The organism is Sorangium sp. So ce1335, from assembly GCF_051521615.1.
GTDB lineage: Bacteria > Myxococcota_A > Polyangia > Polyangiales > Polyangiaceae > Sorangium.
Genome location: NZ_CP150363.1, coordinates 2,697,646 through 2,717,149, shown reverse-complemented (window position 1 = coordinate 2,717,149; position 19,504 = coordinate 2,697,646). Strand labels below are relative to the sequence as shown.

Annotated in this window: 16 protein-coding genes; 4 read left to right on the top strand and 12 right to left on the bottom strand. The window is 73.2% G+C overall.

All coding sequences use genetic code 11. The annotated features are described in order from the left end of the window. Positions 1–73: 73 nt before the first annotated feature. On the bottom strand, positions 74–694 hold the full coding sequence (locus WMF24_RS10095; RefSeq protein ID WP_437736168.1) for a hypothetical protein: 621 nt from the start codon (positions 692–694) through the stop codon (positions 74–76). 108 nt (positions 695–802) lie between these two features. Between WMF24_RS10095 and WMF24_RS10090 the strand changes: the two genes are divergently transcribed. Next, complete coding sequence (locus tag WMF24_RS10090; protein ID WP_437736167.1) at positions 803–1,780, top strand: DUF4423 domain-containing protein; 978 nt, start codon at positions 803–805, stop codon at positions 1,778–1,780. Positions 1,781–1,869: 89 nt separating this feature from the next. Here WMF24_RS10090 and WMF24_RS10085 read toward each other — a convergent pair whose 3' ends face one another. From WMF24_RS10085 to WMF24_RS10070, 4 genes are all read right to left on the bottom strand, one after another. Beyond that, positions 1,870–2,820 carry a hypothetical protein gene (locus WMF24_RS10085; protein WP_437736166.1) on the bottom strand — a complete coding sequence of 317 codons (951 nt, stop codon included), beginning with the start codon at positions 2,818–2,820 and terminating at the stop codon, positions 1,870–1,872. Between the two features lie 98 nt (positions 2,821–2,918). Beyond that, a complete protein-coding gene (locus tag WMF24_RS10080) occupies positions 2,919–3,419 on the bottom strand; it encodes an MGMT family protein (RefSeq protein WP_437736165.1) in 501 nt (166 codons plus the stop codon). A 134-nt stretch (positions 3,420–3,553) separates the two neighbouring features. Further along, positions 3,554–4,615: a protein-glutamine glutaminase family protein gene (locus tag WMF24_RS10075; protein ID WP_437736164.1), complete on the bottom strand. Its 1,062-nt coding sequence runs from the start codon at positions 4,613–4,615 to the stop codon at positions 3,554–3,556. Between the two features lie 240 nt (positions 4,616–4,855). Beyond that, positions 4,856–5,938 (bottom strand): phosphotransferase, encoded by a 1,083-nt coding sequence (locus WMF24_RS10070; RefSeq protein WP_437736163.1) that lies wholly within the window; start codon positions 5,936–5,938, stop codon positions 4,856–4,858. A gap of 49 nt (positions 5,939–5,987) precedes the next feature. Here WMF24_RS10070 and WMF24_RS10065 point away from each other — a divergent pair, with 49 nt between their 5' ends. Continuing rightward, on the top strand, positions 5,988–7,187 hold the full coding sequence (locus WMF24_RS10065; RefSeq protein WP_437736162.1) for an acyl-CoA dehydrogenase family protein: 1,200 nt from the start codon (positions 5,988–5,990) through the stop codon (positions 7,185–7,187). 84 nt (positions 7,188–7,271) lie between these two features. On the opposite strand, the gene WMF24_RS10060 is transcribed toward WMF24_RS10065, so the two are convergent. After that, entirely contained in the window at positions 7,272–9,293 is a 2,022-nt protein-coding gene (locus tag WMF24_RS10060; RefSeq protein WP_437736161.1) for a hypothetical protein, read from the bottom strand. Between the two features lie 364 nt (positions 9,294–9,657). Between WMF24_RS10060 and WMF24_RS10055 the strand changes: the two genes are divergently transcribed. After that, on the top strand, positions 9,658–10,110 hold the full coding sequence (locus WMF24_RS10055) for a hypothetical protein (protein ID WP_437736160.1): 453 nt from the start codon (positions 9,658–9,660) through the stop codon (positions 10,108–10,110). Here the strand turns inward: WMF24_RS10055 and WMF24_RS10050 are convergent. Continuing rightward, entirely contained in the window at positions 10,094–11,875 is a 1,782-nt protein-coding gene (locus WMF24_RS10050; protein ID WP_437736159.1) for an ABC transporter ATP-binding protein, read from the bottom strand. The two genes, WMF24_RS10055 and WMF24_RS10050, sit on opposite strands and share 17 nt — an antisense overlap. A 41-nt stretch (positions 11,876–11,916) precedes the next feature. Beyond that, complete coding sequence (locus WMF24_RS10045) at positions 11,917–13,977, bottom strand: hypothetical protein (RefSeq protein ID WP_437736158.1); 2,061 nt, start codon at positions 13,975–13,977, stop codon at positions 11,917–11,919. A 141-nt stretch (positions 13,978–14,118) separates the two neighbouring features. Here WMF24_RS10045 and WMF24_RS10040 point away from each other — a divergent pair, with 141 nt between their 5' ends. Continuing rightward, positions 14,119–14,895 carry a sulfite exporter TauE/SafE family protein gene (locus WMF24_RS10040; protein ID WP_437738787.1) on the top strand — a complete coding sequence of 259 codons (777 nt, stop codon included), beginning with the start codon at positions 14,119–14,121 and terminating at the stop codon, positions 14,893–14,895. A gap of 28 nt (positions 14,896–14,923) precedes the next feature. Here the strand turns inward: WMF24_RS10040 and aqpZ are convergent, their stop codons facing one another. From aqpZ to WMF24_RS10020, 4 genes are all read right to left on the bottom strand, one after another. Beyond that, positions 14,924–15,655 (bottom strand): aquaporin Z, encoded by a 732-nt coding sequence (gene aqpZ, locus WMF24_RS10035; protein ID WP_437736157.1) that lies wholly within the window; start codon positions 15,653–15,655, stop codon positions 14,924–14,926. A 225-nt stretch (positions 15,656–15,880) separates the two neighbouring features. Then, positions 15,881–16,276: a DUF4156 domain-containing protein gene (locus WMF24_RS10030; protein WP_437736156.1), complete on the bottom strand. Its 396-nt coding sequence runs from the start codon at positions 16,274–16,276 to the stop codon at positions 15,881–15,883. 319 nt (positions 16,277–16,595) lie between these two features. Next, on the bottom strand, positions 16,596–18,527 hold the full coding sequence (locus tag WMF24_RS10025; protein WP_437736155.1) for a GNAT family N-acetyltransferase: 1,932 nt from the start codon (positions 18,525–18,527) through the stop codon (positions 16,596–16,598). Positions 18,528–18,648: 121 nt separating this feature from the next. Beyond that, on the bottom strand, positions 18,649–19,449 hold the full coding sequence (locus WMF24_RS10020; RefSeq protein WP_437736154.1) for a class I SAM-dependent methyltransferase: 801 nt from the start codon (positions 19,447–19,449) through the stop codon (positions 18,649–18,651). Positions 19,450–19,504 lie beyond the last annotated feature (55 nt).

Sequence of the window (19,504 nt, the reverse complement as noted above, 5' to 3'; positions counted from 1 at the left end):
GGCGCTGAATCCGCGGGGATTGTACAGATGTGCCGTGTTGTGCCGCGCCGGGGCCGCTCACCGCGGCTCCGCCTCAAAAGGTGCCGACCTCGCCGAGCAGCGTCCCGTTCTCGATCAGATATACATGGCCACGAGGGGTCGCCTCCCCCGCCGCCCAGCGCGATTCGACGGAGAGCTCGAAGGCCCCGAGGCACCCCGCGCAGCCGTCCCCCGACCCGCTGCCGGCGTGCACGTCCGGGAACGGGTTCTCGTCGTAGAAGAAGGACAGGCGAAGGTTGGCGACGCCGTCGTCGCCCCGATAGAGCGCCCCGCGCTGCTCGTGGTGGAGGACGCCGTCGGCGCTCGATAGCTGACCGAGCACGAGGATCTTCAGATACGCGTCGGCGCACTGGCCGCTGCGGTCGATGTACGCCACGACCGGCGAGCTCTCCGTGTCGGCGACGAGCGACCAGCTCACGGCGCTCTGCGTCCCGTTGGCCCATGCCACGTCGAAGCTCCCGGAGCCGCCCGTCGCGTCGATGGCTTCCTGGCCACTCACGCCGAGGGGCGTCGGATCGGTGAGGGCATGCTCCACGAACTGCCCCGCCGTCTCGGGGAGGAAATCGCAGGGATCGGCCGCGACCTCCCCGGTCTGTCCCCCGGCGCACCCCGCGAGCAACCCCACCCAGAGCAAGCAAGCAAGTCGCACGTTCATCGAAGCCTCCTTCACCCTCCACTTGCAGCAGCGCAGGGGGCAGCGCAAGCGCGGTGTAGCGCTGATATGCATTATCTATCGCGCCGATATGCTATGATCGATGCATATATGCGATACAAGAGGGCGCAGTACGATGAGATCGCAAAGGATTTCTGCCGAGCGCTCCGCGGCCAGCGCTCGCAGCGGCAGCTGAGCGTCCGGCTCGGGTACGGAACGAACGTCGCCTTCGGCTGGGAGTCCGGGAGGCGCTTTCCGACGCTCCCGACCCTGCTGCGCGTCGCGGCGTACAACGGCGTCGACGTCCGTCGCGCGCTCTCGGATTTCGTGCGCCAGGAATCGGTCTTCGGCGCGGGTGTCGCCGTCTCCGACCCGGCCCTCACGGCCACCCTCTTCCAGGTGATCAAGGGGGGCCTGAGCAACGCCGAGATCGGCTCCCGGATCGGGCGCAGCGCGTCCCAGGTGTCGCGCTTCATGGCGGGCACGTCCCAGCCCCGGCTCCCCGACGCGCTGGCCATCGTCGACGCGACGACCGACAGGCTCATCGACTTCCTCGCCCTCTTCGTCCACCCGGGCCAGCTGCCCTCGGTGGCGCGCGACTTCGGTGTGCTCGAGGAGCGCCGCCGGATAGCGACGGAGCTACCGTGGTCCCACGCCGTCCTGCGCGTCCTCGAGCTCGCGAGCTACGCGGCCCTCCCCCGCCACGACGATGCGTGGGTCGCCGCTCGCCTCCGGCTCCCCGAGGACGAGGTGCGCGCGTGCCTCGGCGCCCTGTCGCGGGCGGGCCTGGTCCGGTGGCGCGGAGGGCGGTACGCCGCCACGGCCGAGACGGTCGACATGACCCGAGGCGCCGCCGAGCCACGGCAACGGTTGAAGGCGCACTGGCTCGACGTGGCGGCGTGCCGGCAGCGCCGCGGCGATCCAGGCCTGTACTCGTACAACCTGGTCAGCGTCGCGCGCCGTGACCTCGAGCGGCTGCGCGCCTTGCACGTGCGCTATTTCCACGAGCTCCGCCAGATCGTGTCGGACTCGCGCGAGCCCGATTGCGTCGCGCTGGTGGCGATGCAGCTCTTCGAGCTGGGCGCGTGAGGGCATGTCGGTGTTCCCCATGAACACGGTGAACCCGACGCCAGGATATCGTCACGGCGCTCGGCTCGTTGTCCCTCGATGTCCGCTGCTCAGGGACAGCTCGGCCGCCACGCGTCGTCGGCGAAGTACCTGGCGATGAGATCGTGGAGCGGGCGATCGTACTCGCGCAGCTCCGCGCGGGTGTTGATCTCGTTGTGGATCCCGTTCCCCGGGATCGACTCGATGTTCGTGTCGAACCAGTCCTGGACCCCCTCGGCCCAGTATTCGTCCTTGTTCGTCGCGGCGTAGGTGTTCGCCCACTTTCCGGCCTGGAGCGCGCCCTCGAACGCCGCTGCGAGCTCCTGGTTGAAGGTCGGCTCGGCGAAGGCGATGCCCATGATGGCGATGGCGTGCGAGAACTCGTGCACGAGGATGTCCTCGCCCCTGTACCGGTCGCTCGGATAACACAGGACGTTCTCCTCGGCGCAGGAGCTCGCCGGGCGCGCGGGGGTCGCGCCGAGGCCGCGGGCGCGTGTGTCCCAGTCCGTTCCCGGGAACGCCTCGTAAAGGTCGCTGTGCTCCGGGATGTCGGTCGTCACCTCCGTCTCCGCCATCACGGCGACGCGCGTGTGGTTCGCGATCATCGCCTGACGCACGTCATCGCGCAGGCCGAGCATGCGGACGACGACCGAGCACGCGCGCAAGAGCGCCGCGTCCGGCGGCTTCTCGGAGCTGACGATGGGGATCCCCGAGGCGTCGACGTACTTCTTGTAGAAAGGGTCAAGCCCCAGCTCGGGCGGCACCTCCGAGACACCCGCGCACGCGCCCTCGGGCGCGCCTCCGCCTCCACCCGTCCCCGCGCCCGTCGCGGCGCTGGAGGCCGTGCCCTCCGCCGCGCTCGAGCTGGTGTCCGCGGCGCCGCCAGCGCCGCCGGCGCCGCCGCTGCCGGCGGGGCCTGCGCCGCCGCCGCTGTCGGCGGGGCCTGCGCCGCCGCCGCTGCCGGCGGAGCCTGCGCCGCCGCCGCCCGCGCCGACGTCGGGCGGCGACTCGGAACAGGCCACCAGGGCACACGCGAGAACCGCGACGAGCGCGCATCTTCCACGCATGCGCGCGAGCTTACAGGAGCCGACGCCAGCGTCCAGGCTGCTCGCACGCCTCCTCAGGATCGCCGCTTCCGGGGCGCCGCGGCGCGCGCTTGCTTCGCGGGCGCGGCGACGGGCGGGCTTTTGAACCAGCCGAAGCGATCGAGGGAGACGTTGCCGCGATCGTCGAACGCGACGCCCTCGGCCTCGAGCAGCTTGCGCTGGAGCGCGCCGCCCACGGGATCCTTGATGGTGACGGCCGCCCGATGGCGCGGGCGGCTCCCGAGGACGCGGTGCCAGGGCACGCCCGCGCCCTCGCCCGTCTCCTTGAGGGCGGCGAGGGCATAACCGACGTGGCGCGCCGCGCGGGGGTGTCCAGCCATCACGGCGACGGCGCCGTACGTGCACACCCGCCCCACGGGGATGCGGCGAATGACCCGGTAGAACGCGGCCCACCAGGAGATCGTGTCGGGGAGCGCGGCAGGCTCTCGACGCCCCCGGCGCGGCGCCGGGGTGACCGCGAGGCGGCGGCCGCCCTCCGGAGCTTGCTTGCGCGCGAGGCGGTCGCTCGTGGCCACGCGGCCGGACTACCACGGATGGGCCGCGCCCGGGAATACGGGCGCGGCCGCAGCCGCCACGGAAGCCCGCCGGCCGCCGCGCCCTCGTCGAGCAGGGCGCGCTCAGGGCTCCGGCGGGCGCGGGGGGCTCCGGATCAGTCGATGGTCAGCGACATCGCCTGGCTGGCGTGCGCTCCGTTCGACGCCGTCACCTGGTAGACGCCCGACGGATACATCGTCTCGATCAGGATCCTGCGCTTGTTGATGGCGGAGATCGGAGCCAGCTCGTCGACGCCGGGCCCGGTCATGCGCACGGTCGTCAAGCCCGGGACGAAGTTGTCGCCGATGACATAGATGGGATACCAGACGGGCATATCGGTCTTGTCCGACGCGAACCGCTGGATGGTCGGCGGCTGGTTCGGATCGGACGCGGGCTCGGGCGGGCAGGTGGTGACCCACGGCGGGCAGTCGCCGAGGGAACGGTAGGGATCGCGCCCGAGGAGCTCCTGAACCCGCCATTCGGTGATCAGCCGCCCGCGCAGGCCCTGGCTGTTCGTCATGTTGGGGAGGGACGGCGCCGCGGGCACCGCGTCGAAGCACCCTTGCTCGTCGGCGTGATCGCGGCACACCGCCATGTCGACGTCGCCGACGACGAACCGAGAGAGCCACGCCGCGATCGGGAGAGGCCCCCCCGGCTCGATGGCGGGGTCGAGGATCATGAGCTGCCCGCCGACCCGGACCACGGGCGCGACGTGGTGGCTCCACGACACCTCCCCGTCCGGCTCGTTCTCGGTCTGCAGGACCAACCCCGCGCCTGCCCTGGACTGGACCCGAGCGAACCAGGGCGTCGGATAGCCCCACTGGTGGAGGAAGTAGGTCGCCGCCGGGGCCCGCTCCTCGCAGCCGTTCTCGGGCTCGAGCCACGGAATCCTCCGCAAGAAACCGGGTTGCTCCGGCAAGGCGAGCTCCTGCACCCGTGTGTCGCGGATGGCCGCGAATCCATCGATCAGCTGCTCCTCGGTCCAGCTCGGGACGCAGGCGACAGGCAGGTTCTCGAGCGGGCCCTTGAGCTCGTTGAAGGAGAGCGGACCGCCGGGCAACTGGCAGCTCCCCTCGCCCGCCTGGAGCGGAGACGGCAAATCCGAGCGCTCGACCTCGACATCCGTCCCGGAACCGGCGCCCTCATCGCCGCCGCAGGCCGAGGAGGCGAGGGCCATTGCCGCGACACAGAACAATTTCGCCAGAGAAAGATACGACTGTCTCATAAGATTCCTTTGCCGGCGTACAGGAGATGTACCGCCTCGAGAAACCGGCCTGCACGGCGGGCCAGACGGTTGCCTCATGGATGGCGGCAACCTCGGTCGTCCTTCGGGCGAATCGCCCCCGACCGCATCGTTTGCACACGACGCGTGAGCACACGTCGTGACAGCGGACACGATCCCGCAGGATCCGCGCGCTCAGCGCGGCGAGATCCCCGCGATGCCGCAGGCGAGCTCCGAGAGCACCGTCACGGCCGCGCCGTATCCGCCGGCGTCCTCGGAGCTCGCGTTGCCCTGCAGGCTCCGCCTGTAGACGCCCTGCGCGATCGCGGCGAGGCGGAAGACGCCGAAGGCCATGAAGTACGGCCACGCCTCGATGCCGTCGCGGCCGGTGAGCCTGCAATACGAGGCGACCAGCTCGTCCTCTGTCGGGATCCCGAGCGAAGCGACATCGACCCCGGCGAGACCGCCCCGGCCAGGGAGGTTGAGGTGATAGCCCATGCAGGCATACGCGAGATCGCTGAGCGGGTGTCCGAGCGTCGAGAGCTCCCAGTCGAGCGTCGCTATCGCCTCGGCGGGGGAGCCGGACGAGAAGACGAGGTTGTCGATCCGGTAATCGCCGTGGACGAGCGTCGTCTCGTCCCGCGCCGGGACGTTCGCGGAGAGCCAGCGCATGAGCGCCTCCATCGCCGGCACCTCGCCCGTGCGCGAGGCCTCGTACTGCTTCGACCAGCGGTCGACCTGCCGCGCGACGAAGCCGCCGGCCTTGCCGTAGTCCGCGAGCCCCACGGCGGCATGGTCGACCCGGTGGAGCGCCGCGAGGACCCGGACGTACTCCGCGTAGATCGCGCGGCGCTCCTCGGAGCTCCCGAGCTCGGGCAACGTCGGATCCCAGAAGATCCGTCCGGCGGCATACCGCATGATGAAGAACGGCGTGCCGATCACCGCGGCGTCGTCGCAGAGGGCGAGCGCCTCCGGGACAGGCACCTCCGTGTCGCGGAGCGCGCGCAGGATGCGGTGCTCGCGCTCGACGGCGTGCGCGGACGGAAGGAGCTGACCGGGCGGCTTCTTCCGCAGGACGAGCTGGAGATGTCCGTCCGCCCCGCCCTCGACACCCACCCAGTACGTCGGGTTCGACTGGCCGCCCCTGAACTGAGCGACCGTGAGCGTGCCTCCCGCGCAGCCGTCGACGTGCTCGGCGAGCCAGCGGCCGAGGGCCGCCTCGTCGATCCGGTGCGCCTCGCGCGGCGCGCGTGTGTTCGTCGGCGGGGTGAGTGCCATCGCGCGTCCGACGCTATCACGCGGCCCTCTGGCCTCCTATACTCGCGCCGTGTCGATCTCCTTCGATCTGCCCCCCGATCTGGCCGATCTCCGCGGCCGCGTGCGCGCGTTCGTGGAGGCGCACGTCATCCCGAACGAGGCGTCGATCCTCGAGGAGGACCGCGGGCGACGGAAGGATACGCTGACGGCGCTGCGCGAGCGCGCGCGGGCCGAGGGGCTCTTCGTGCCGCACCTGCCCGTGGAGCACGGCGGCTCAGGGCTCGGCATCATGGGCATGTGCGCGCTCTTCCGCGAGATGGGCCGCTCCCCGGTCGGCGCGGCCTGCTTCAACTGCGACGCGCCGGATCAGGGCAACATGGATCTCTTGCTCAAGGCGGCCTCGCCCGCGATCCGCGCGCGGTACCTGGCGCCGCTCGCGCGCGCCGAGATCACGAGCGGCTTCTCGATGACCGAGCCCGCCCCCGGCGCCGGCGCCGATCCGTCGAACCTGCGCACGAAGGCGACCCGGGTCGACGGCGGGTGGGTGATCGACGGCCACAAGTGGTACACGACAGGCGGCGGCGACGCGGCGTTCCTCATCGTGATGGCGCGCACGTCGGACGATCCGCGCACCGGCGCGACGATGTTCGTCGTCGACCGCCACGCCGAGGGCGTCGAGCACGTGCGCGACATCCCGGTGATGAGCCCGCCGATCCTCGCGCACCGCGAGGCCGAGATCCGCTTCCACGCCGTGCGCGTCGGCGACGACGCGGTCCTCGGCGGCGTCGGCGAGGGCTTCCTCCTCGCGCAGCGGCGGCTCGTGCCGGCGCGCCTCACCCACTGCATGCGCTGGCTCGGCTGGGCCGACCGCGCGCTGGCGATGTGCCGCGACTACGTCCTCACGCGGGAGAGCTTCGGCAAGACGCTCGCGCACCACCAGATGATCCAGAAGAAGATCGCCGACGCGGCGTCCGGCATCCACGCCGGCAACCTGATGACGCTGCACTGCGCGGCGATGCTGGAGCAAGGCAAGGAGAAGGAGGCGCGCCCCTACTCCTCGATGGCGAAGAACCACGTCGCGCGGCTCCTCTGCCAGGTGCTCGACGACGCGATCCAGATGCACGGCGCGCTCGGGTACAGCGAGGACCTGCCGTTCTCGCTCTGGTACCGGTTCGCCAGGTCCGCGCGCATCGCCGACGGCCCGGACGAGGTCCACGACGTCGTCGTCGCGCGCGACTTCCTGCGGGGCGCGCTGACGACGCTGATCTGAGGGGGCGCGCTTCAACGCCGCGCGCCGCGCGCTCGCCTTCCGGCGGCGCGGCGCGCTCGCCCGCTCATCGACCGATCGCGCCGCTCACGGGCGCACGGCGAGGTACACCGTGCTCCAGAGCTGCACCGCGTTCGACTCGTCGTGGTGCGTCCTCGCCGCGCCGAACGGCACCAGCGTGTAGCGGCCGCCCTCGACGGCCCAGCTCCAGAGCTCCCGCGTGCTCGCCGCGCGCGTGGCCTGGATCACCTCCCAGAGCGCGCGCCGCGCCCGCTCCAGCGCGCCCCGGGCGCCGGCCGGCAGATCCCCGCGCGCGAGCTGCCGGTCGATGCCGGCGGCGAGCATCGCCTGCTGCCACGACCAGGTGACCGTGCCGTGGTAATGGCCGGCGGTGAACAGCCCCTGGATCGCCGGGTCGACAGCGAACGCCGGGTTCGCGACGAGGACGCCCACCGGCGTGCGCAGGCCGGCCGGGAACGGGCGGAGCAGGCGGCCCGCGATCTCCTCGAGGGCGCCCGGGGGCGGATCCGTGAACAGCAGGACGAAGCTGTCGTCGGAGTGCATGACCGGGATGGGCTTGCCCTCCCCGTCGAGCGCGAGCGCCGGAAACGCGAGCGTGCCCTGGATCGACGCGACCGCCGGCGCGGGATCGAGGCCCAGCGACGTCGCGTAGGCAGCGACGCGACGCCGGGCCTCGGCCTCCGGGAGCTCCACCCGGAAGAAGACGCCCGCGTCCCGCCACGCGCGCGCGAGCCGCTCGGCGCGGCGGGCGCCGTCCTCGTCGGCGCCGAGCAGCGGGCTCGCGAGGAGCCGCGCGGAGGCGCGAAGGGCGGCGGGCACGAGCGCGACGTTCACGCTGTACGGGATCCGGCCGAACGCGAGCCCCTCCGTGCTGTCGCGCCACTCGCCGACGGGTTCACCCGGCTTGAGCGCGATCAGCGCCCTCGGATCGCCCGTCTCGGCGAACGGGGCGGCGAGGCGGAGCACGAGCGCCACGTTCCGCGCGAGCGCCTGCGCGTAGGTCTCGCCGGCCGGCGTGCGGCGCGAGAGGAACGCCGCCGCGCGCTCCCGGCCGGACGCGCCGAGGAGGGCCTCGGCGGCGAGCGGCGCAAGGAGGAAGTCGTCGTCGATCATCTTGTAGTCGAGGACGGGCTCGCGCATCGACCCGCCGCCGCCCGCGGCCAGGCGAAGCAGCGCCGCGTACTCGCCGACGGCCTCCTCGTGCGCGACCTCCCCGGTCGGGCTCAGCCGATCGAGGACCGAGCCGATCGCCGCCTCGACGACGGCCGGCTCCAGGACGGGGAGGAGCATCCGGACAGCGAGCAGTGTGTCCCGGCCGAAGTACGTGAGAAAGCGCCACGATCCGGCCAGCAGCTTCTCCCGGTACGCGAGAAAGGCGAGCGCCTGCAGGTGGCGCGGCTCGTCGGCGGCGCGCTCGTTGACCAGCGCGTCGAGGGGCACCGGCGTGAGCGGCGCCTCGTCCGAGAGCGCCGTCACCCGGACGCGCAGGCCGCGCGGCCCCGCCGCGAGCTCGATGCGCCCGTCGGGCCCGACCGTGGCCGTCGTGCCGTCCTCGCCCTCGACGAGCAGCTCGAGGTGGTGCTCGCCGTCCACCGTGGTGCGCCGCGCGACGACGGCCCCGCCGCCCGGCCCGGCGCCGGCCTCGACGTCGTGGCGCAGCCAGCCCGGCAGCTCGGCGTCGCGGCCCACCTCGCGCAGCGTGCGGACGCTGCCGAGGACGAGCCGGTGCACGCGCAGCGCCGGCGCCGCGCTCACGAGCAGCGCCGAGACGCCGCGCATGCCGTCGGGCCGCTCGACGCCCGCGAGGCGCCCCTCGACCGCGAGCTCGACAGGCGCCGGGTGCGCGTCGAACCACACGGCGATACCCATGTTGCCGGCCGGAAAGGCGACGATGAGCCGCGGCGACGCGCCCGAGGTGGTCAGGAGATGGGCGGCGATATGGCCATGACGGAAGAAGTGGTTGCGAATGTCGCCCTCTTGCAGGTCGAAGGCCAGGTGCTCGGGGGCCCGCGGCGCGGGCGGCGGCTCGACGCGCGGCGCGGCGGAGGCGCAGGACGCGGCGAGGAGCGTCGACAAGGTGGTTCCCATGATGAATCGCCCGGTGTTCGTCAGCCTCGCGGGCACCGCAAGACCGTAGCGAGCCAGGGCGCCCCTGCCAAGGAGTAAGGTTCTCCCCGCGGCAGCCAGCTTACGTCGCCGACGTGAAGGTCGTTTATCGCGCGCTTTCGCTGGAAGTTCGCAGATTCAGCAGCACGCGGGGGCGCCGCCAAAGGACGCTCCCGACGAGGAGGCCGCTGAGGTGCGAACCGGAGATGGAGAAAGGCGCGTGAGCGCAAAAGAAAGAGTTCACGCGTTTGTTGCCCTGTGATAACCCATCCGAGACGTCGGTTGTTGTAGTGATTTCGCAGCAGGCGAGTCGCCTGCCAACAACGATGAAGGAAGGGGGTTCGAGATGGACGAGAGCATCTCCGGCCAGCGCGTGGTCGGCAGCAACGGTTCCGATCCCGGGCAGCTCGGCAATCCGCGAGAGGGCCTGATCTACACCTGGGTCGACGGCGGCCTCGGCGTCGTCGAGGAGGTCGTGCGCGCGAGCTTCGGCTTCCTCGAGGACGTGCGCACCGAGACGCAGGAGCGGCTCGGCGCCACGCTCGACCTGATCGAGGGCATCGATCGCAGCGTGTTCCGGGTCGCGCGCAAGGCGCTGAGCCGGATGGACAGCATCGGCGCGCGCGCCATGACGAGCAGCGAGCACGGCTGGATTGCGCTGCTCGGCACGCTCCGCCGCACGTCGCAGAGCGCGGCGGGGCTCGCCTCGGAGACGGCGGTTTCCATCATGGGCGAGCGCAGGGCCGCCGTGGGCGAGCGCAGGTCCACCCAGCAGCAGCTCATCATGCCGTCGTCGTGAGGCCCGCGCTCACGAACTGCCGCTCGACAAGCCGGCGATAAAGGCCGTCCTGGGCGATGAGCGCCGCGTGCGCGCCGCTCTGCACGATCGTACCCCCATCCATCACGAGCACGCGGTCGGCGCCCATCACCGTCGAGAGCCGGTGGGCGATGATCAAGGTCGTTCGCCCCTTCATCAGCGCCTCGAGCGCCCCCTTGACGAGGTGCTCGCTCTCGGCGTCGAGGGCGCTCGTCGCCTCGTCGAGCACGAGGAGCCGAGGGTCCTTGAGCATCGCGCGGGCGATCGCGACGCGCTGCTTCTGACCGCCGGAGAGCTGCACCCCGCGCTCGCCGACGAGCGTGCGATACCCGTCCGGAAATCTCGAGATGAACTCGTGCGCGTTGGCGGCGCGCGCGGCGGTCTCGACCTCCTCGTCAGAGGCGTTTTCCCGTCCATAACGGATGTTGTCGGCCACGCTCGCGGCGAAGAGGAGAGGCTCCTGCGCGACGATGCCTACCTGGCGGCGGAGCCAGGTCGGCGACAGATCGCGGAGGTCGCGGCCGTCGAGGAGGATGCGCCCGTCGTCCGGGTCGTAGAGCCGCAGGAGCAGCGCGGCGATCGTCGATTTGCCCGCCCCGGACGGGCCGACCAGCGCAATGACCTCTCCGGGGCGCACGGAGAGGTCGATTCCCTTGAGCACGGGCACGTCCCGGCGGGTCGGGTAGCTGAACCGCACGCGCTGGAGCTCGAGGCTCCCCTGGACGGCGTGAGGCTGGAGGCCGCCGGTGTCGGGCATGGCGGGCTCGCGGTCGAGGAGCTCGAAGATGCGCTCGGCGGCGCCGGTGGCCCTCATGAAGTCGGCCCAGAGGTCGCTGAGGCCGCCGAGCGCGAAGGCGACGACGAACGTGTACATCAGGAACGAGGTGAGCGCGCCGAGGGTCAGGCGGCCGGCGACGACGAGGTGGCCGCCGTACCAGAGCACGAGGGCGGCGGCGCTGTAGCCGGCGAAGTTGACGACGGCCAGGAAGCTCGACGACGCGCGGATGCGCGTCCTGGCGAGCTCGAACGACGCGGAGACGCGGCCGGCGTAGCGCTCGGCCTCGCGCTTCTCGGCGGCGAAGGCGCGGACGGTGCGGACGCCGGAGAGCGCCTCCTCGGCGACCTCGCTGGCGCGGGCGAGCGCGTCCTGCACGCCGCGGGAGAGCCGGCGGACCCTGCGGCCGTAGGCGACCGAGCCGATCGCGACGACGGGCACGACGGCGAGCATGAGCAGGGTGAGCCGCGGCGACGTGTAGAAGAGGAGCGCGACGCCGCCGATGACGGACGCGGTGTAGCGCAGGGCCATCGAGACGTTGACGCTGACGCTGCTCTGCAGGACGGTCGTGTCCGAGGCGAGGCGGTTCGTCAGCTCGCCCGTCCGGTGGTCGTCGAAGAACGCGACCTCCTGCCGGAGGAGGTGCTCGAAGAGCTGCGTCCGGAGGCGGGCCACGACGCGCTCGCCGGCGGTCGAGAAGAGGGCGTACCGCAGCGCGAGGGACGCGGCCTGGACGACGATGAGCAGCGCCAGCCAGAGCGCGGCGTCGTCGATCGCCTCGACGGTGCGGCCCGGGCCGAGCGCGTCGTCGATGATCTTCCGCATCCCCTGGGGGATCAGGAGGGTGATGCCGCTGCCGATGGCCAGGAACACGGTGCCGAGGGCGAGCCGGCCGACCTCCGGGCGGGCGAGGCTGAGGAGGCGTCGGAGGTGCGCTCGGCGGGGGCGCCGGCCGTCGGATGGGCTCTGCATGGCGGGCGCGAGCGTAGCAGGCGCCGCGGAGGCGGCCCGGATCAGCGCTCCGCGGCCCCGCGGCCCGGCCTGCCGCGGCGGTGCAGCGCGACCGCGATCGCGACCGCCGCGGCGCCCAGCGCGGCCACGGCGAGGAGCAGCCCCGTCGCGCGCCAGCGGCGCAGCGGACCGGGCTCGGCGTGGCCGTCCGCCGGGCGCCCGTCCTTCGCGCCCTGCGCGCGCGCGAGCGGGACGAGCGCGCGCCGCGCCACCGCCGCCTCGGCGAGCGCGCGGCGCACGCCGGCGGCGTCGAGCGAGGCGCCCGCGGGGATCAGGGCGCGCAGCGCGTCCCGGCCCCGGAAGAACGGGGCGCCCTCGCTGCTCCACGCGGCGGGCGAGGTGTCGAGCGCCTCGTCGAGCGCGGCCGGGATGACCTCCTTGACGATCGCGTCGACGGCGGCGGGCGACGCCGACCTCGCCAGGGCGATGTAGCCGGCGTCCTGGATGCCGCGGCGCAGGCTCTTCAGGCGCATCGAGGGGAGCACGCCGGCGAAGCCGACGGAGCGGGAGGCGAACTTCCCGCGCTGCGTCCCGGGGTAGAGGAGCATGCCGTCGCCGAGGCAGGCGTCGCCGTCCTGGTTGTGGAAGTTCTCGGCGGTCGTGAACGGGTCGACCGGGCCCCTGCCGCCGCGGTTGCCGTCGTGCCAGAACGCCGTCTCCCACAGGAACCAGCGGCCGACCTCGTGCGAGGCCGCGATCCAGCCGTCGGCCATGAGCCCCGTGAGCGGCGCGTCGATCATGAAGGTGCCGGTCCGCGGCAGCGCGCCGTTGTACACCCAGAGCCGCTTGCCGGCCTCGCGCGCGGCCCGCGCCCACACGGAGTCGAAGCGGTTGGCCGGCGTGAGCACGAGGTCGACGTCCTGCTTCACGGGGTCGACCTCGCCGCACGAGTGCCCGACGAGGATGCGCGACGACAGCCGCGAGCCGCGCACGAGCCGGCGCCACCCGGGCCCGCGGGGGCTCTCGCACTGCTCGTCGACGGCGTAGAGCATCACGTCGTCCACCGCCGGCGGGAGGAGCTCGGCGACGGCCTCGACGCGGCGGAGGGTCTCCTCCCGGGGGTCGCCGAAGCCGCCGTAGGCGCCGAGCGCCACCGCGGCGGGCGGGACGCCCTGGCCCGGCCCGCGGTAGCCGCGCGCCTCCGTGTAGAGCGAGCCGTCGATGGCCGGGCGCAGCCGCTCGACCTCGGCGGGGCTCCGGACCGACGCGAAGCCGTCGACGTGGTGCTCGTGGAGGAGCTGCCAGAGCTGCTGCTCGACGGCGGGGCCGTCGCCGACCCGCTGGGCGACCTTGTCGGCCTCGTAGAACGCGATGAAATCGACGGCGCCGTACGGCAGCGTCACCGGCGCGACGTCGAGCCGCAGGTCGAGCGCCGCGAGCTCGCCGTGCGAGGCCGAGGTGACGACCACCTTGCCCTCGCGGGCGCCGGGGGCCGCGCCCTCGGGGACGTGGACGTCGATCCAGACGGCCCGGGTCTCGCGGGCGCCGACCTCGATCGGATACGGCGCCCAGGGCGGCGCGATCTCGACCGGGATGAGCGCGTCGGGGAGGGCGCCGAGGTGCCGCTCGTCGGGCGGCCGCGCCGCCGGGCTCCACCCGAGCGACTCCAGGGGCCGCTGCTCGTTGCGCGAGCGCTGCGTGATCTCGACGTAGTGCTCGACGAAGCGGTCGATCCGGATCGCCTGCGCGGGCGCCGCTCCGTCGGCCTGCTGCTGCTGCGCCGCGGCCGGCTCCCCTGCGCCGGCCGCGGGGTCGAGCCCGGAGACCTCGACCTTGACGCCGCGCACCGGCTCGGCGCCGGCCTCGACGATCACCTGGAACGCGACGACCTCCCCGCGCAGCGCGCCGAGCCGGATGGGCTCGCCCGGCCGGAAGAGCGCGTTCCCCTCGCCCCGCGAGAGCGGCAGGCCGACGTCCTCCCGGCGCACGCGCGTGCCGTCGTCGGCCGCCCAGACGCGCGCGCCCTCGGGCTGGCCCCCGTCGGCGGCCGCCGCTCGGGCCAGCGCGGTGATCGAGAGCGCGGAGAGCAGCGCGGCGGGGAGGAGCGGGAGGGATCGCGGCATGGCGCTCGGCTTTCGAGGGAGAAGCGGCCGCCGGGATCGGCGGCGAGGCCATGGTAGGAGCGCGGCGCCTCCCCCCTCAAGCGCGGCGTGGCCCGCAGTTGACAGCGCGGTCGCGCTCGGGCCATGTCGCGCGCCGTGGATATGATGAGCGCAGCGCTCCTCGCCGGCGGCGCCGCCGTGGCCGGCGTCATCAACGCGGTGGCCGGGGGCGGGACGCTCGTGTCGTTCCCCGCGGCGATCGCGGCGGGGCTGGCCCCGCTCGCGGCGAACGCGACGAACGCCGTGGCGCTCACGCCCGCGTCGCTCGCGTCGGCGTGGGCGTACCGCCGCGAGCTCTCGCGGGACTACCGGGTGCTGCGCGTGCTCCTCCTGCCGTCGCTGCTCGGCGGCCTCGTCGGGTCGGCGCTCCTGCTCGTGACGCCGCAGCGCGTGTTCGACGCCGCGGTGCCCGGGCTCGTGCTCCTGGCCACGCTGCTGCTGCTCTGGCAGAACCTGCGCCCGGCGAAGCCCGCCGGGCAGGGCGACGCGGCGGAGGAGTTCGCGCTGCCGTCGCGGCCGTGGGTCGTGTTCCTCCTCCAGTTCCTCGTGAGCGTCTACGGCGGCTACTTCGGCGCGGGCATCGGCATCATGATGCTGGCGCTCCTGTCGTCGTTCGCTGGCAACGTGGACATCCACCGGATGAACGCGATCAAGACGGTGCTCGCCAGCCTGATCAACGGCGTCGCGGCGATCGCCTTCCTGTTCGCGGGCGCCGTCGACGGGGCCGCCACGGCGATCATGATGGCGGCGGCGGTCGTCGGCTCGTTCGGCGGCGCGGTCGTCGCGCGGCGCATCGCGCCGAGGAAGGTGCGCTGGTTCGTCGTCGCGCTCGGGCTCGTGCTCACGGCCAAGCTCGCGTGGGACCGGTTCGCCCCGTAGGCCCGGGCGCCGCGCGCGCGCCGCGATGTCACACGGTGGAGCGCGGCACGGCGACCGGGCGGGTCGGCCTCGCGCCCACGAGCAGCGGATAGAGCACCCCCGCGAGCACGCCGCCGACGAGCGGGGCGAGCCAGAACAGCCAGAGCTGCGAGAGCGCCCAGCCGCCGACGAACAGGGCAGGACCGGTCGAGCGCGCCGGGTTCACCGAGACGTTCGTGACCGGGATCCCGATGAGGTGAACGAGCGTGAGCGCGAGCCCGATGGCGATCGGCGCGAAGCCGATCGGGGCGCGGAGATCCGTCGCGCCGAGGACGACCATCACGAAGCCGAAGGTCAGCACGATCTCCGCCACGAGGCACGAGAGCAGCGAGTAGCCGCCGGGCGAGTGCGCGCCGTAGCCGTTCGAGGCGAAGCCGTCGGTCAGCGAGAAGCCCGCGGCGCCGCTGGCGATGGCGTAGATGATCCCCGCGGCGACGATGGCGCCGGCGACCTGGGCGAGGAGATAGGGCAGGAGGTCCCTCGCCGGGAACCGGCCGCCGACGACCTGGCCGACGGTGACGGCGGGGTTGAAGTGGGCGCCCGAGATGTGGCCCACGGCGTACGCCATCGTCAGCATGGAGAGCCCGAACGCGAGCGCGACGCCCAGAAAGCCGATCCCCAGCCCGGGGTACGCGGCCGCGAGCACGGCGCTGCCGCAGCCGCCGAGCACGAGCCAGAACGTCCCGAGAAACTCCGCGGCCGTACGCTTGGACAACGACATCTCCATCTCGACTCCCCCTGTGGCCGGCTCCCTCCGCGTGGCGCGACGCGCGGCAGCGGCCGCGCCCGGCCGCGGAGCCTCCTCGGCGGCCCGGGCAGGCCGCGCGTCCGGCCGGCGGGCTGCCGCCGGACGACGCTTCGCCTGCGCTTCGTCGACGTTGGATGAGCCGCGGCGCGCCGGGTTGCGGGGCATCGCCGCGCGCCGCTCACAGGGGATCGGTTCGTCTCACAGCAGGCCGACGAGCTGGGGCGGGCAGCTGTAGGTGTTGCCCATGTGGGTGACGTCGGTCTGCTCGCCGGAGATGCTGTCGCGATCGCCGGAGATGGTGTTCCCGGCGTTCGTGTTCTCCAGCACCACGTAGTTGCCGCCGAGGTCGTGGGCCTTGTTCTTCATGTCGTTCACCGCGCCCTCCTGCAGGTTCGCGTTGCTCGTGAACTTGCCGGAGATCGAGCCGCCCTGCTCTCCGATCACCGTCCCGAGGAACCTGCACCCCTGGGGGGCAGGCTGCTTCGTGACGATGACCTTCTCCGCGCCGGGGTTGAGCTCCACGGCGGCGCAGGCGGGCAGGATCGACGAGGACAGGAGGATCAGGGCAAACGCGCGGTAGATCGGGGTTTTCATGACAAGCACCTTCTGCCGACTCCTACGGGCGCGCGGCGGCGCTTCTTCCTCGCCGCGCCGCGGGGGCGGCAGGATCCCGACACCTGCCTGGGCGGCGACCGTGTGCCTGCGGGGGTGATCAGCCCGGAGCGAGGCTGCTCAGGCTGTTCCAGGAGGTCATGAGAAGAAAATGAACCACAGAGGCACAGAGGGCACAGAGGGGGAGAGAGGGACGAGAACCTCATTCTCCATCTCTCTTTCTCCCCTCTGTGCCCTCTGTGCCTCTGTGGTTCGTCTCTCTTCTCTCCTTCGTGGCGTCACGATGCGCTCGAGCGCGGCCTCACACGGGGTCGAGCCGCCGCAGCCGGTACGCCCGCCCGTCCCACAGCGCGAACGGCCGTTCGCCGCTCACCAGCACGTCGAACCCGTGGCGGGCGGCGAGCCGCGCCACGTCGGCCGCGTCGCGGTCGGCGTCGCCCCGGTACGCGTAGTTCAGGACGACGAGCTCCCCGCCCGGGCGCAGGACCCGGCGCGCCTCCGCGACGTGACGATCGACGACCTCCTCGCCCGCCGCGACGAGGTACGGGAACGAGTCGACCGCGTACACGAGGTCGAAGCGGGCAGGCGGCACGTCGCCGAGATCGACGCCCGACGAGACAGCGAGCACCACGTTCGAGAGCCCGGCGCAGCGGCGCCGCGCGGCCTCGATCATGCCCGGCGAGACGTCGAGCCCCCATGCCTCGCGCACCCGCGGCGCGAGCGCCGCCTCGAAGCGGCCGATGCCGCAGCCTATCTGCAGGACCGCGCGGTCCTCCCCGAGCACGCCCCACCGGTCGAGGAGCTCGACGACCTCCCGCGTCGACCGCTCGAGGAGCTCCGGGTCGCCGAGCGAGTACGCCGCGACGCTCGCCTCCTCGGAGCGCGCGCAGAGCGCGTCGAAGAGCCGCGCCGCGCGCGCCGGCGCGTCCGCCCCGCCGCCGCCCGCGTCCCGGTGCGCGCCGAGCATCTCGACGAGGGTCGCGCACGCGGCGCGCCGCTCCTCCAGGCAGCGGCGCAGCGCCGCGAGCCGCGCCGCCGCCTCCCCCGCCCCGCCGCCCGCCTCGGCCCCCTGCCCCGCCGCCTCGATGGCGCGCTCCGCGGCCGCGAGATCGCCCGCGGCGCCGAGCAGCCGCACGAGGCCGACCTCCGGCGACACCTCGCCGGACATCACGGCCCCGACCGCGGCCTCGAGCTCGCCCTGGCCGACCGACCGCCCGGCCTCGCCCGCGCCCCGGTGCCGCAGCCGCCGGCGGTACGTCCAGCGGTCGACGGCGCCCCACTCGTACTTGTACGGCTCGCGGCCGCGGAGAAAGTCCACGGTCCGCGCGCCCTCGCGCGCCGCGTGCTCGATCGCGCTGGCGAGCATCACGAGGCCCGGGCTGTACCAGGCGAACTCCGGGTCGAAGCCGGTGATGTACGACGCGAGCCCGTCGCGCTCGGCGAGCCCGTAGAGCGACGCGATGATCCGCCCGTCGAGCCGCAGGCCGAACAACCGCAGCGCGCCCCGCGCGCACAGCCCGGCCGCGACCGCGCGGTGGAACGGCCGGAGCGCCTCGTCCAGCACGCCGCCCTCGCCGCGCGAGACCCAGCGCGCCCGGTGGTTCGCGAACAGCGCGTCGAGCAGCTCGTCGACGCTCGCCGCGTCGGCCACGTCGACGCGCAGCGCCCCGGCCTTCGCGAGCCGCTTCCGCGCGCGGCCCACGCGCGCGCGCATCCCCGGCGAGAACAGGTCGTCCGGCCCGGCGCCCTCCGGGATCGTCACCATCGGGCACGCCTCGAGCTTCTCGATCTCGTCCGACCAGCCGGCGGGCGCCTCGACGGCGAGGAGGGGCGACGACCCGCGGAGGTCGTGGAGATCCGCGACGTCCCAGTCGGCCGCGCGGTCGCGCAGGTGCGCGAGCACCGCCGCCGCCACCGCGCGCTCGTACCCGGGCGCGGCCAGGACGTCGTTGTAATCGGTGATCCCGGCGCCGAGCAGCGCGACGAGGCGCTCCCCTCGGTAGCGGTGGATCGCGAGCGGCGCCAGGCCGACGAGCCCCTGCTCGGACGGCGACCGGAAGACGAGGGCCAGCACCTCCTCGGGCCCGAGCTCGCGGCACCACGGGATCAGCCACTCCGGCCGCTGGAACGTCGTCGCCGCCGGGCACCGCTGCCAGAGCGCGTTCCACGGCTCCCGCAGCGCCGCGAGCTCCCCGCGGCGGTACAGCACCTCGATGTCGAGTCGTTCGCTCACCTGCCCTCCGAGCGGCCGGCGCGAACCTAACACGGCCGCGCGCCCGGGTGTGCCCGAGCGCCGGGCGCGGTCAGGCGCTGCGGGGGGCACCTCGAGAGCGCCGCGCTCGTCGCCGCGCCCGTCAGCCGTCGGCGCGCGCCACGGCGAAGATCAGGTGACGTTCGAGCCGGATCCCCTCCGGCGTGCGGCGGCGCTCGAGCTCCGCCTCGAACGCCCCCCTGACCCGCGCGGCGTCGGCCGGGGCGAAGTTGGACAGGAAGTTGCCAAACGAGCTGGCCAGGTTGAACGCGATCACGTCCTCCGTGTCCGCGAAATGATCCGTGAAGGTGCGTATCTGCAGCTTCGGTCGCGGGAAGCCGGCGAGCACGAGGGTGCTCCTCAGCGCGTCGGAGGTCACCTTGTGGGTCGTGCCGCCGGACGCCTCCGCGGTGCCGGTCAGGCCGAGCGAGGACAGCACGTCCTCGAGCACCCGCTCGACGTCGTGCGGGCGCTCCTTGGCGGCCGCGCTGATGCCGAGTCGCCCTCCCCGCTTGAGCACGCGGCGCGCCTCGCGCAGCGGGCCGAGCTTCTCGGGCAGCCAGTGGAGCACGCTGTTCAGGAAGACGACATCGAAGCTCCCGTCGGCGAACTGCGAGAGATCCTCGGCCCGGCCGACGCTGGCGCGGAACCCCGGCCCGCGCTTGCTGTTCGCCAGCGCGACGCGGAGCGGCAGCGGATCGACGCCGACCACCTCGCCGGAAGGGCCGACCAGCTCGGCCACGTGGGCGCCGAGGCGGCCCGTCCCGCACCCGACGTCGAGGACGCGCTCGCCGGGCGACACCTGGAGATCGTCGATCAGCAGTTTTCCATGGTTGAACTGCCGATCGCTGACGCGATCGTACGTCTCTGCCAGAGCGGCAGAATCGAGCGCAAGGCTGACCATCGTGGCTCCTTCCGTCAGAGGACGGTGGAGCTCGGCCAGGACGGCTCCGCAAAGG

Bases quoted from the DNA above. Each gene is read 5' to 3' on its own strand.
- WMF24_RS10095 (WP_437736168.1), bottom strand. From the start codon at position 694: ATGAACGTGCGACTTGCTTGCTTGCTCTGGGTGGGGTTGCTCGCGGGG.
- WMF24_RS10090 (WP_437736167.1), top strand. From the start codon at position 803: ATGCGATACAAGAGGGCGCAGTACGATGAGATCGCAAAGGATTTCTGC.
- WMF24_RS10075 (WP_437736164.1), bottom strand. From the start codon at position 4,615: ATGGCCCTCGCCTCCTCGGCCTGCGGCGGCGATGAGGGCGCCGGTTCC.
- WMF24_RS10070 (WP_437736163.1), bottom strand. From the start codon at position 5,938: ATGGCACTCACCCCGCCGACGAACACACGCGCGCCGCGCGAGGCGCAC.
- WMF24_RS10060 (WP_437736161.1), bottom strand. From the start codon at position 9,293: ATGGGAACCACCTTGTCGACGCTCCTCGCCGCGTCCTGCGCCTCCGCC.
- WMF24_RS10055 (WP_437736160.1), top strand. From the start codon at position 9,658: ATGGACGAGAGCATCTCCGGCCAGCGCGTGGTCGGCAGCAACGGTTCC.
- WMF24_RS10050 (WP_437736159.1), bottom strand. From the start codon at position 11,875: ATGCAGAGCCCATCCGACGGCCGGCGCCCCCGCCGAGCGCACCTCCGA.
- WMF24_RS10045 (WP_437736158.1), bottom strand. From the start codon at position 13,977: ATGCCGCGATCCCTCCCGCTCCTCCCCGCCGCGCTGCTCTCCGCGCTC.
- WMF24_RS10040 (WP_437738787.1), top strand. From the start codon at position 14,119: ATGATGAGCGCAGCGCTCCTCGCCGGCGGCGCCGCCGTGGCCGGCGTC.
- aqpZ (WP_437736157.1), bottom strand. From the start codon at position 15,655: ATGTCGTTGTCCAAGCGTACGGCCGCGGAGTTTCTCGGGACGTTCTGG.
- WMF24_RS10030 (WP_437736156.1), bottom strand. From the start codon at position 16,276: ATGAAAACCCCGATCTACCGCGCGTTTGCCCTGATCCTCCTGTCCTCG.
- WMF24_RS10020 (WP_437736154.1), bottom strand. From the start codon at position 19,449: ATGGTCAGCCTTGCGCTCGATTCTGCCGCTCTGGCAGAGACGTACGAT.